Raw genomic sequence first — 12003 nt, 5'->3', positions numbered from 1 at the left:
CGAGCGGTTGCGGGTCAGGTGAGCCAAAGCCGGGGGTCAGGATGAGCCATCGAACATCCTGGCGAGTTCGGGCATGGTCGCGACAAAGCCGAGCGGCTCGGCCTCGCGACGGATAGCACGCAAGCATTCGACGCTCGAACGATCCCCGTTGCGCAGCCAATGCGCCGCCGCGCCAATCAAGCGCACATGGTGGCGGATCCAGGCACAGGAGGCCGACTCGGAGAGAGTCGCCATCTGTTGCCCGTGGTTGACCGCCTGCTCGATATCACCCGCCAGCAGGCAGACTTCGGCGGCGCTTACCCGGAACTGCAAGACATTGTGAGCCAGGCACGCCTGGTCAAGCAGCGCCTCGCCCCGCGCCAGCGCCTGACGTTTCAGGGCCTCGTCGTCGAGTATCAAGGCCAGGCTGGCGTAGACCCACGGGCCGATATAGCGTTGCAGGCCAAAGCGTTCGACCCGCTCCACCGCCGCCATGATCAGACCCCGCGCCCGGTCTCGCTCGCCCTGACGCAGCGCCACCCGCGCCATGCCTTCCAGCAGGATCGCCTCAAAACGACTGGCGCCGAGATGACGCGCCTGTTCAAGGGCCTCGGACAACGCCTGCCCCGCTTCAGCATCGCGACCGGCGGCCGACAGCACCCAAGTAGCGGTCAGGCGGGAAAACACCTCCGCTCGGTGGTTGCCGATTCTGCGACTGCTCTCGATGGCCTCAACGGCATCGCGCAATGCCTGTTCCGGATGACCTAAGTAAAACTGTACCGAGCCCCGCGCACTGCGATTGCCCGCCTCCACTTGCACCAGCTCATGGCGCTCGCACAAGCGTACACACTGATCGAATACTTCATAGGCGGTCTGCAGGCTGCCCTGGGCATAGTAGGAGTCGCCAATGCCACTGAGTGCCTTGGCCTGGGTTTCGAGGTGCAGACCGATGCGGGCAAAGGACAGCGACTCTTCGTGCAGGCGACGGCACTCGACATAGTCGCCACGCGGGAAATAGATGTTGCCGCGCAAGTGATACAACCGGGCCAGTGCCGTATGCGCCTGCAAGACCTGAGCGAGGGGCAGTGTCTGCTCGATCAGCCGCTCTTCTTCGTCCAGGCAATCGAGGGTGTTCAGCACCGCGGCCAATCCTAACGCCGCCTCGATCCGTTCTTCGTCTCGCACGGCCAGCGTCAGTGCCTGCTGGAAACTGTCACGCGCCTCGACGGTCCGTCCCAGGCCAGAACACGCCTGGGCGCGGAGCAAGGCCAGCTCGAAACTGGCCCCTGCCCGCTCGCCCCGACTGGCCGCCTGCGCTCCCAGGGCAAGGACACTGTCGTACTGGCAGGCCTGTAGCTTCTCGAACATGGCGGCCAGCAACGCATCGAAGGCCTCCGGCGCATTGGCCCGCCACAAATGCTGAGCGTGCAATACCCGGTCGCGCTGGCGATAGAGCGTCGCCACCGCACGGTGCAACGCTTCACGCAGCGCCTGCGGCATCGCGTCGTAGAGGCAGTGCATGACCAGGTCGTGGACAAACATATAGCTACCCGGCTCGACCTCCCGCAACAGGCTTTGGCGCCATTGCGCTTCAGGAACGTAGTCGGGTTTACCCAGCGCCTCGCGCCAGAGCGCCAGGTCGAAGCGATTGCCGAGTACGGCGGCGTAATGCAGGGCCCGCCGCTGTTCAGGGGTAAACCGCTCCACCCGTGTCTGCACCAAATGCCGCAGGCTGTCCGGGAGCACGCCTTCCTGACTCGACAACAGTTGCGTGAGGTACAACGGATTACCCTGGGCTCGCGCCACGCAGTCGGCACGATAGCCGGGATCGATCTCGGAAAACTGCTCCGCCAGCACGCTCGCCTCTCGTGCGCGGATCGGTGCGATATCGAGCAGGCTCATGGGGTTGGCGCAGTGCGAGCGTAGCTGGCTTTCCAGCGGGTCGCCCTCGGGACGGGAGGTCAACAGCCAGACGATCGGGGCCTCGTCGGTATCGTTAAGTAGCTTGCCGAGCAGGGCGAAGAGCGTTGTATCACCCCAGTGCAGGTCTTCAATGGCAATCAGCAAAGGTTGCCGTACCGCGATCCGCAGCAGCAGCTGCAGCAACGCATTGAACAGACCTTGTCTCCGCGCCTCATTGCTCATCGCCGCATACAGTGCCAATTGCGCCTTGAACGACTCGCCAGCCGGATGCACGCCGGTCAGCATCTGCAGGAACATCAACGACTCCGCAGACAACTTCAAACCCATTGCTGCCGCTTCCAGTACCGGCCCGCTCATGGGCGCGGAGCCCCCTGGCGCCAGTAGGCTGCAGGCCAGTTGGCCGAGGGGCCAGAGGCCATGGTCCATGCCAAAATCCAACACATCGCCACGATGGCAGGCGAAACCGCCCTGGCGCGCCATCTCGAAAAACTCGCTGACCAGCCGCGTCTTGCCGATGCCAGCCATGCCACGCAGGTAGACCACATGGCCGTCCTGGAATTCTTGGGTAGCCTCGATCACTCCTTTGAACTGTAGTATTTCTATTGCCCGGCCCACCAGGGGCCGCAGCGCATGCTCATCAAAACGGCGCAGACGCTGGCATTTGCGATAGGTGGGAAGCACCGCCTCAGCCGCTGCAAACTCGAACCGCAGGGACAGTTGCTCCACCAGGTTGTGCGCGACATACACCGGGGCATTGCCATGCTGCACGGGAAACGCCTGATGAATCAGAGCGAGCGCCTCGGCAGGTATCACCTCGACATCGCGACTCTCGCGAACCAATCGCACGGCAATTCCATATCCCGCCGGCACGAACTGCTCACGGCTCAAGGCCAGGGCGCAGAGCAAAGCCCGCTCGCTGTCACTGCGATACGCCTGTGGCGAACCGAAGTGGGCGATGACCAGCCCCGACGCGCCAGCGACCGGCACCCCACCGAACTGGCGGATTAACCGCTCGATTTCCTCGGCAAACAACAGCGGCGATGCCGATGCGCGACTATCGCTTAACGGCTCCGTGGCGAAGCACAACTCCAGCACATAGCGGATGACCGCATATTCCACCGCCTGCGCGCCAAGCACGCTGTCGTGCAATGCGCTAAGGGTCTGCTCGATCTCGCCCAGCGCGGCGGCGCCTGATCGCCCGAGCAAGGCGCTGACATCGAGGTCGAAGGCGCTGGCCAGGTGACGGGCCGTGCGATACAGCACCGGCTTGCCCGTTTCGGCGCGCTTGATGGAGGCGATGGACACACACAGGTGGCGATTCAGGCAGGCCTCGGCGAGGGTTTCCTGGCTCAGACCATGCTGTTTGCGCAATCCTTTCAACAACGTACCGTCGAGCAGAACGCGGCCGTCGGAAATCACCGACTCAGGCTTGCTCGTGGCGGAAAACGAAGGGTTCATGGAGTCCATGTCGATAGCCCCGGCCGCCCTGTCAGCCAGGACCGGCACGCCAATAAACGCACAAACGGATGTCGAAATCAGCGACTGCCAAGTCGTAATGACCTGGCAGCCGGTCGAGTGTACCCCAGCACCCTGGCAGCCTTCACTGGATGAATCGACTGTCTGGTCATTGGTTGATACTAAAATGATACCAAACTGACACCACTCTGGACTGTCTCACCCGTCCCACTCTTCCGATACTGGCCTCGTCAGTTGGAACCAATTGATACAACCTGGACGGAAGGGAAAGACGATGAGCAACGACATCGGTGGTTCGCAGTTGCTGGGACGCGGTTTGAACAAACTGGATTGGGCCAGCGAAAGCAAGGAATGCCAGAAAGTCGGGGATACCGAAAGCGCAAAGCGCACGGTGACCTACGACAACAAGCCCTACAGCATTGGCCAGCACGTCACGCTGGACCCGATGAGCAAGGAAGACTATTTCACGGAAAGCTTTTCGTCTCACGAGGAGTATGAAAAGCACACTCAGTCGAGTGTCCAGGCCAAGGGCAGCTACGGCGCCTTCTCCGCCGGTTTCAAGGCCACGTTCGGCAGCGACATCAGCCAACTCGAAGAACGCGAAGCCGCCATCTACAGCCACACCGTGCGCTTATGGAAACTGACCCTGGCGGTCAACCCGGACAACGCCACCGAGGTGTTCAAGAACCGCGTCAAGGAACTGCCCCATACCTTCGATCCGGCTGACGCCAAGACCTTTTTTAATTTCTTCGTCGACTTCGGCGCCGATATCGTCAACGAAGTACTCGTTGGTGGCTCGCTGAACTATGCCATGACCGCGTCCAAAAGCTACCTCAGTAACAAGACCAGCCTCAAGGCGATGGTCGAGGCGGAATACGGTGCGTTTGTCAGCGCCACGGCCTCGACCGAGATCAAGGAAGAAGTCAAACGGCACCTGGCCAATCGCAACAGCCGGCTAACCACCTCCGGCGGCACTCACTCCATCAGCTTCAGTTCGCTGACGCCCCGCGACTACAGCGCCGATTTCGCCGCGTGGAGCAAATCCCTGCCTGACAGCCCGCGCGTCGTCGAACTGAAGCTGGCGCCCGTGTTTCTCTTCGTCAGGGAAGGCTCGACTCGCAATGCCCTGGAAGAAGCCTACCAGTGGTACACCAGCTACAAGGCGGAGATCGACGCGAACTGGGCCGAATCGGTGATCGTTCTCGGCCGCGCCACCCGCCAGTCCTCGCTCAATGCCGCGACCAACGGCCCGGCCTTGCGTGCCGTGTTCATCGACAACAAAAGTAAGAACACCAGCGAAAGCTTCCACTATCCACCCGCCGCCGACGCCCCGACCGACGCCTTCGACCAGTTCTGGGATGCCCTGGCGCTATTGCTGAAACAGAAGAGTGGGCACAAGCTGTTGCTGGCCACGGAGCGCTGGCCACGGGATGCGCGCTACTATCCGGGTCGCGCCATGCGCGAAGCGTTACTGGACAACGGTGCCAGCGACAAGACCCTCAAGCGCTGGGAAAGCCTGGCCAAACATATGCAGCCCAATCAGGGGGCTGGCCTGACGTATGCGCTGGCGGGCAACGACCTGGAAGTACCGGGTGTCGATGGCCTGATCGCCGGCTTCGGCAAGCCGGGGTATGACCTCAATCCACGGGTAAAGATCAGCGCGCGCCTGTCCCATGACTCCTTCGGCAAGGTGAAACTGGTCCAGACCGGCAAAACCATCGAAGACACACAAACCGTCCTCTATCGGGTACGTAACAATACGGGCGATCATCCGGCGCTGGCCGTTGACCCGCAAAACAAGACCCGAGTGGTCATGCAGGCTCCGGACACGAGCAATCCCGGACAACTCTGGTACATGCCGGAGCTGGAAAAACCCTATCCGGAAATCAATAACCCGATCCTGCTGATCAACTACGAGACCGGCAGTTGCCTGCAGGGCATGCTCGATCACGGCGATTGCCGGCTTCACCCCATCAAGCCGGGTCGGCAGGAGGATGACGTGATCTGGGACCGGCGCGGCGGCGACGTCTTTCACCTGCTGATGGTGTACTACCATATGCGCAGCCTGTGCCTGACCCAAGTGGAGAAACGTGCGGCGGTCCGCCCATGGCGTGAGCCCCATGGCATGGATTGGTTGCGCGAGCAACAACAGCCACATCGCTAAAGGCGGTCACGGTCGGTCTGGCATGCTTGCCGGACCGACCGTTTGCACAACCGGCCTCCTTTGCAGGCCCCGACATGAGCGGTCTTTCCATGTTGCAATTTTTCAACAGCATTCCCTTTATCGAAGATGGCGCTGAGTCGCCGCTCGACACCCGCACGTTCCCGTTCCTGTACAACGACCAGGGCCTGGCGATCCCCAGCCGCGAGGCTCGAGGTCGACGAATCGCGCCAGCGCCCGACCGGCCCGAACTGCAAAGGGGGGAAAAATACACTGACATCCGTTGGAAAACCCGCGAGGTGCCGACGGCATCCGGTTCCTATGAAATCAAGGAGTTCGATTTCCACGCCAAAGAGGTGTACTACGAGCCGCTGTGGGCGACCGAGGAAACCGCTCAAGCCTTCGGCATGACCCTGCTCAAGAGCGGCGAATGCATTCGCTTCGAATACGACAGGCTGATCCTGGCACAGTACACCTACGGCGAGTGGGCCGGTCACCAATCGCCCTACCTCGGGCCGGCACGCCAGCGCGAGCTACTGACCTACAACCCGACCGACCTGGAGTACCACGACTTCGCCCACGTGTTCTTTGCTCGCTACAGCCGGCTGCCGCTGGTGATCAGCGTGGCACGCTGGCGGCCCTACGTAAGCGAGATTTCCCTGGCGGACCTGTGGGTCAAGCCCGGCGAGGCTCTGGTGCTCGCGCCCAAGACCTTTCCCAAGGCACCGCACGAGCGAGCGCCGGACAGCGAGAAGCGACTGAAGATCGTCGATATGCACGGCAACCGCAACTCGGCGCTGGCCTGCCGGTTCAACGAGGGCGAGGATTGCCTGGCAACCGAAACCATTCTGGCCAACCCCGAATTGATGACCTCCGAGCTCGGCAAGCCGCACTACCACGAGGAGAAAACGCCAACCCGACATGAGCCGCCGCCGGGGTATGGCACTGAGCTATAGAGATCTCATTCGTGCAACCACCGAAACTGCTAGTGGCCTGCACGATCAGTTGGTTAGCTCAAGAGCCCGTGGCCAAGGCGCTCAACGCGGGCCACTACGACCCAAATGCCGAGCTATCGGCAACCCTCTCCATTGATAATGGCCATTGCGGCGTCCAGCCCCCGCGGAACTTCAACCACCGGGAGGGTGACAGGCCGAAGGTTTTAGTGAAATGACGGGTCATATGACTCTGGTCGAAGAACCCAGCATTGGTGGCCGCTTCTGTTAACGACTCCCCATTGGCCAGACTGTTTTTAACCAGATCCAACCGGCGCATCGTCAAATATCGATGGGGGCTGGTTCCGAATAGCGCCCTGAAGTCTCGCGACAGTGCCCACCGATCGCGGCCGACACTGTCAGCCAACGCTTCAATGGTGATGGAGCGATCGATAGCGTCGTGGATAAACTCCCTCGCACGTTCCGCCGCGATGTAATCATACGAGTGTGTCGAGGCAGGAAAGCCATGCGCATCACTCAAAGCCATTGCCAAGTCAAAGAGCGCATCGTCCTCTTGCAGCGGATCCTGCGGATAATCAACCGCATGCAAGAGCGTTTTGGTGGCGCTAAACAAGCGAGGATCCGTGGAAATACCGTCCGGCACGAAGGGAAGTGGTTTACCGCCCAATACCCGTTGGATCAATGCAGGCTCTATTTGAAGAGCCTGATAAATCACTCCAGCTTCATTAGCGGCGGCGCCGGAGTGGTCTTCGTCGGGATGCAGTACAAAGGTGCTGCCCGGAAGGCTGTGACGAATAGCGCCTCGATACGCAATGTTGTGAACCCCCGATAGCGTCCGGCCTATCGAGTAAGTGTCATGACGGTGAGGGCTGGTACCATTCGTAGACAAGAATCCTTCAATGCGTTCGATTTTGCCGGTACACGTGATTCGGCACACTGTGTCTTTATGATGGGCGAACGAATACATTGTTCCTCCTTGAGCCATCTCGATAGAAACAACATCCTTTTAAACTATTGAAAAACGCCGATAGCGGAATCTAGCACTCCACCAACGGGGGAAACAACCCGTTACTGAAAGCCTGTGCATCGCCTCAAAAAGCACCGAATACGCCCTAGTAAAATTGATAGTTTATTTTAAATTCATAATTATCAGACAGGTGAAATTTCGCACAAACGTACAATACGCTTTGCGTGAATGTCAGGTAGCTTGAGTAAAGGCTCGACCTGAAGTGAAGACTTGATCGTTGGATCGATACCAAGCAACAAAAATGATGGCCGGTTATCAGCTTTGTCAGGCAATAACGTGCATGCCGCACATGCCAAGCACTCAAGGAGACGAAAAATGGTATTTCCGGCGGATAAAGTATGAGCGCGAACTCACATCAGGCCAGAGTAGCGATACTCGGATCGGGGAGCATCGGTGTCGACCTGACGTTTAAAGTCTTGGCCTCCAGGAATCTACAACTAGCATTTATAGTAGGGCGCAATCAATATAGCGAAGGACTTAGGGTTGCGAAGAATGCTGGCGTAGAGACCTCAAGTGACGGCATTGATTTCCTCAAAGAGAACACTCGGCATTTCGATATGGTTTTTGACGCCACGTCCGCCAAAGCACATGTATCGAATAACGATTTCTTCAAAGAAAATGGCATCTTTGCTATTGATTTAACCCCGGCCAAGCTGGGCACGCTATGTGTTCCATCGATTAATTTGCAAGGCATCGAAAACACCCAAAATGTAAACCTGATAACCTGTGGCGGACAAGCCAGTATCCCTCTGGCATACGCATTGGCCCAAGCCGTAGAAGCAATCGAATATCTAGAAGTAGTTTCCACCATTTCATCGCGCAGTGCTGGTATCGCTACCCGTGAAAATATAAATGAATATCTGGTAACCACTGAATATGCGCTGGCGAAATTCAGTGGAGCTCAGCACACCAAAGCCATCCTGAATATCAATCCCGCCGACCCAGGAATTTGCATGCAGACCACCTTGTATGCACGTGCCACTTACAAAGACTTCAGAGTGGTTGAGCAAAAGTTGGAGGACATGGTCAAAAAAATCCAGTCTTATGTCCCAGGTTATCAACTGGTTCTGCAACCGATTGAAAATAACGGATATATCACGCTCAGCCTGACAGTACATGGCAGTGGCGATTACTTGCCAAGTTATGCAGGCAATCTTGACATCATCAATTGTGCGGCCATTGCTGTCGCAGAGCATAAATATGCATCCATTAGATAAAAAGCCCGGCGCATTGGTCATTATCAGTGATTCCACTTTAAGAGATGGGAACCATGCGATACGCCATCAACTGACGGTGAATCAAGTCTCTGGTTATGCCGCTGCCGCCGAAAAAGCCTGCATCGACATTGTGGAAGTGGGCCACGGAAACGGGCTGGGCGGCTCATCCAGCCTGTTGGGGCACTCGGCGGCGTCGGACCGGGAAATGCTTGAAGCTGCACGGGCCCAACTGGTGCGCAGCTTATTGGGGGTGCACTTTATTCCCGGCCTGGGTAAGTCCGCGGATATCGCCATGGCACTCGAGATTGGCGTGGATGTAGTGCGTGTTGCCAGCCATTGCACGGAGGCCAACATCACCGCACGGTTCATAGAACAAACCAGGACGGCGGGTAAAACAGCCTATGGTGTGTTGATGATGGCACATATGGCGAGCCCTGAGAAACTACTCGAGCAGGCACAATTGATGGAGCGATACGGTGCCGATGCCGTGATCATGATGGACAGCGCCGGCTACTCCAGCCCGAATATGGTCCGTGAAAGGGTTCGCCTGCTGACCGAGCACTTGAACATTCAAGTGGGTTTTCATGGGCATAACAATCTGAGTGTCGCGGTAGCTAACACCTTGGTGGCCGTGGAAGAGGGGGCATCGATTGTGGACGGATGCATCCAAGGGTTCGGCGCAGGGGCGGGCAATACACAACTGGAACCCCTGGTGGCCATTCTGCAGCGTAGCGGCGTCGCGGTTGCCACTTCGTTTGAACGCATAGCCGAACTGGTGGAGGACGCTGGGAAGTGCTTGCAACCAGCGACACCGCACATACAGATTTCAAACATTGCCAGTGGCTTATATGGGCTGTTCTCCGGTTATGTGCCACACGTTCAACGTGCTGCCAGGAAATTTGGAGTCAATGAATTCGAACTCTACAAGCGATTGGCTGACAGGAAGCTGGTGGCAGGTCAGGAAGATGTCATCGTCGAGGAAGCCAGTCGCCTGGCGACCGAGGACAGTTTCAACAAGATGACCAAAGCCAGCGAGGCGCTGGGGTGATCCTGAAATTCCGCTCCTGAGTGAGCATCGCTAATGTGCGCGAAAAAAAAGCACGCGTTGAGTAAGAAACCTGCGAGGTTGTTATGTCTGGATTGAATGAGCACGGCTTCGGCAGTTGGAGCGACGTACCGAGGGAAGTTCTGAATGAGCACATCGAACGCCAGATCGTTTCCGGCGATCAGTTGATGATGGCTAAGCTCTTTTTAAAGAAAGATGCATTTGTCGGTTTACACAGCCATCCCAACGAACAGTTCACCTATATTCTTTCCGGTAAAGTTTTATTTCGTTACGGGGTAAATATGGAGAACGAAGTAATTGTTGCTGCCGGAGAAGTATTGCATATACCGGCCAATATTCCTCATAGCGCCCTTTGTCTGGAAGATGCCATCGATCTGGACGTGTTCACACCGCTGCGTGAGGACTGGTTGACGGCGAGCGGTAACGATTACTTCTCGGGTCGAACGCAAACGGAGCCTTGACTTGTTGATGAGGGGATGGTCCCGACGACGGTCTATCCCTTTACGGATGTATCCGCTTAATGATCCGCTACGCGGGAATTTTCCACCAGAGATCTAAGTTTCAATAGGCAACTATCGATAGACAGCTTATAAAAAAACATGTCTCCGTCGCCAGCTACATTTCATAGACCAATCCTTATCGGCAAGAACAGGAGTGTAATCGACGAGCGGTAGCTACGCCTACATTGACGAGTGAAAATGCTCTTCTAGTCTTCGTGGGCGAGAAAACGTTTAAGTGTGTACTTGTACGTCTTGCTTCGATTGTAAAACCACATAACCACATAATGAGGTGAAATCATGGGCAACAATAATTCCGATGATAAAAGTCAAACTTCTTACACCCTGACGCACGCGCATGTAGAGCTACTGAAAAAACGCCTGGACGAGCTTAAGGGGAAAGAATTGAAGGCAGACGATGATATTTTTAGTGGCGTTGGCGGAGGGGATGATGTTACTTCCTGGAGAGTAGCCGGTTACTACAATAAAAACTGACTCAATATCGCCACCGCATGTTAGCCTCCCCTTATGCTTGCCACAGCGAGGGGGGGGGCCCGTGTAAGGAATACATACCTATGAACGAAAAAACATGGAGCGGCATTCAAACCTTTATTGACAGGGACCTTTCACTTGATAAAAATGATAGTGTAACCATCGCATTTTCTAGCCATTGTACCGAAAGCGCTGCATGGCTTTCCGTTGCCCTCGACGAGCGTAAAATAACTAACACACAAGTCCCTTTCAAGGAAATCATAGATCATGATTTTCCGGTGCGATTAAAACAAAGCCAAGCGAAACCTCCGTCCTTCGGCGGTAAATATGTTGTTATTACGCTGGAAGAAAGCACACTTTCGCACACAACGACTATAAGGCGCTCACTTGATGATTTCGCCACTTCAAATAATGTATGTATACAAATCATGGGAGGAAATCACTTCTTTTTTGAATCCGTACCATACTCACCGGCCAGCCTCTTGCACAAGAAAAACCTGACTCTACTTTCACACTTAGTAAAAGAAAAAAATATATCAATACAAACAGAGTCAGGAACGAGATTGGAGGTCACTCTGGATAACACAAAATTTGACTGGATTTGCAATAGTGGATTAATCGATGATGAGAAAATCGTAATCCTTCCAGCGGGAGAGATTGCAACTTACCCAGCAAACGTCAACGGGGTTTTGATCGCAAACTATGCTCTACACGTTAACAGCCCGATTGAGTTTCCAACCAATTTAAATACAACTCCGGTTAAAATAATCATTGAAAATTCGGTAGCTAAGAGCTGGTATTGCGAAAATCTCGACACTCAATTGTTTCTGAACGAGTATTTCGAGGAAAACTTAGCTAGAAATGTTGGAGAACTGGGCATAGGGACGAACCCTGGCGCTCTTTACCCAACCGGAACAAACAGTCATTTGGATGAGCGGCGCTGCGGCGTCCATATTGGATTTGGACAGCATAATCAGGAAGCAAACGTATCATATAATTGCGGGCATCACCTGGATCTTATCTGCGCAGACGGAACAATAAATTGCGAAAACGGTTTAGCAATCAACCTGCAAAACTTTGAACTTCTTTCCGTTGTTGACGAACATCATTTTAGAAGCCAGGACGTATTTCCCGTATCAGAATCCGGCACCCGGAGCTGCTGCGGAACCAACTCTAAGAGTCACGTAAGCTGTAAAACGCTTTGATAGTCAT

9 protein-coding genes are annotated in these 12003 nt (G+C 56.0%); 7 read left to right on the top strand and 2 right to left on the bottom strand.

What is annotated here, in order from left to right; all coding sequences use genetic code 11:
- Window positions 1–36: 36 nt before the first annotated feature.
- A complete protein-coding gene (locus tag BMX68_RS07400) occupies window positions 37–3369 on the bottom strand; it encodes an ATP-binding protein (RefSeq protein WP_026012963.1) in 3333 nt (1110 codons plus the stop codon).
- A gap of 283 nt (window positions 3370–3652) precedes the next feature.
- Here BMX68_RS07400 and BMX68_RS07395 point away from each other — a divergent pair, with 283 nt between their 5' ends.
- Together BMX68_RS07395 and BMX68_RS07390 are read left to right on the top strand one after the other, a co-directional pair.
- The gene (locus tag BMX68_RS07395; protein ID WP_074861992.1) at window positions 3653–5542 is read left to right on the top strand and encodes an MAC/perforin domain-containing protein; all 1890 of its coding nucleotides are present in this window, start codon (window positions 3653–3655) and stop codon (window positions 5540–5542) included.
- Between the two features lie 89 nt (window positions 5543–5631).
- Window positions 5632–6495 carry a hypothetical protein gene (locus tag BMX68_RS07390; protein ID WP_017129905.1) on the top strand — a complete coding sequence of 288 codons (864 nt, stop codon included), beginning with the start codon at window positions 5632–5634 and terminating at the stop codon, window positions 6493–6495.
- A gap of 94 nt (window positions 6496–6589) precedes the next feature.
- On the opposite strand, the gene BMX68_RS07385 is transcribed toward BMX68_RS07390, so the two are convergent.
- Window positions 6590–7459 (bottom strand): helix-turn-helix transcriptional regulator, encoded by an 870-nt coding sequence (locus BMX68_RS07385; RefSeq protein ID WP_017129904.1) that lies wholly within the window; start codon window positions 7457–7459, stop codon window positions 6590–6592.
- Between the two features lie 398 nt (window positions 7460–7857).
- On the opposite strand from BMX68_RS07385, the gene BMX68_RS07380 reads away from it, so the two are divergent.
- From BMX68_RS07380 to BMX68_RS25355, 5 genes are all read left to right on the top strand, one after another.
- On the top strand, window positions 7858–8736 hold the full coding sequence (locus BMX68_RS07380; protein ID WP_017129903.1) for an acetaldehyde dehydrogenase (acetylating): 879 nt from the start codon (window positions 7858–7860) through the stop codon (window positions 8734–8736).
- Complete coding sequence (gene dmpG / locus BMX68_RS07375) at window positions 8720–9784, top strand: 4-hydroxy-2-oxovalerate aldolase (protein ID WP_086009287.1); 1065 nt, start codon at window positions 8720–8722, stop codon at window positions 9782–9784. The genes BMX68_RS07380 and dmpG overlap by 17 nt, the downstream gene beginning before the upstream one ends.
- 83 nt (window positions 9785–9867) lie before the next feature.
- Entirely contained in the window at window positions 9868–10263 is a 396-nt protein-coding gene (locus tag BMX68_RS07370; RefSeq protein ID WP_017129901.1) for a cupin domain-containing protein, read from the top strand.
- Window positions 10264–10599: 336 nt separating this feature from the next.
- Window positions 10600–10794 carry a hypothetical protein gene (locus tag BMX68_RS07365; RefSeq protein ID WP_017129900.1) on the top strand — a complete coding sequence of 65 codons (195 nt, stop codon included), beginning with the start codon at window positions 10600–10602 and terminating at the stop codon, window positions 10792–10794.
- An 80-nt stretch (window positions 10795–10874) separates the two neighbouring features.
- Window positions 10875–11996, top strand: a complete 1122-nt coding sequence (locus BMX68_RS25355; protein WP_143063252.1) for a M29 family metallopeptidase — start codon at window positions 10875–10877, stop codon at window positions 11994–11996.
- Window positions 11997–12003: the final 7 nt, after the last annotated feature.

The sequence above is a fragment of the Pseudomonas agarici genome, assembly GCF_900109755.1.
In the GTDB taxonomy this organism is placed as follows: domain Bacteria; phylum Pseudomonadota; class Gammaproteobacteria; order Pseudomonadales; family Pseudomonadaceae; genus Aquipseudomonas; species Aquipseudomonas agarici.
This window is presented reverse-complemented; position numbering and strand designations above follow the sequence as displayed.

What these genes read in the sequence shown, in the direction of transcription:
- dmpG (WP_086009287.1), top strand. Translation starts at nt 8,720, where the DNA reads ATGCATCCATTAGATAAAAAGCCCGGCGCATTGGTCATTATCAGTGAT.
- BMX68_RS25355 (WP_143063252.1), top strand. Translation starts at nt 10,875, where the DNA reads ATGAACGAAAAAACATGGAGCGGCATTCAAACCTTTATTGACAGGGAC.
- BMX68_RS07380 (WP_017129903.1), top strand. Translation starts at nt 7,858, where the DNA reads ATGAGCGCGAACTCACATCAGGCCAGAGTAGCGATACTCGGATCGGGG.
- BMX68_RS07385 (WP_017129904.1), bottom strand. Translation starts at nt 7,459, where the DNA reads ATGTATTCGTTCGCCCATCATAAAGACACAGTGTGCCGAATCACGTGT.
- BMX68_RS07395 (WP_074861992.1), top strand. Translation starts at nt 3,653, where the DNA reads ATGAGCAACGACATCGGTGGTTCGCAGTTGCTGGGACGCGGTTTGAAC.
- BMX68_RS07390 (WP_017129905.1), top strand. Translation starts at nt 5,632, where the DNA reads ATGTTGCAATTTTTCAACAGCATTCCCTTTATCGAAGATGGCGCTGAG.
- BMX68_RS07365 (WP_017129900.1), top strand. Translation starts at nt 10,600, where the DNA reads ATGGGCAACAATAATTCCGATGATAAAAGTCAAACTTCTTACACCCTG.
- BMX68_RS07370 (WP_017129901.1), top strand. Translation starts at nt 9,868, where the DNA reads ATGTCTGGATTGAATGAGCACGGCTTCGGCAGTTGGAGCGACGTACCG.
- BMX68_RS07400 (WP_026012963.1), bottom strand. Translation starts at nt 3,369, where the DNA reads ATGGACTCCATGAACCCTTCGTTTTCCGCCACGAGCAAGCCTGAGTCG.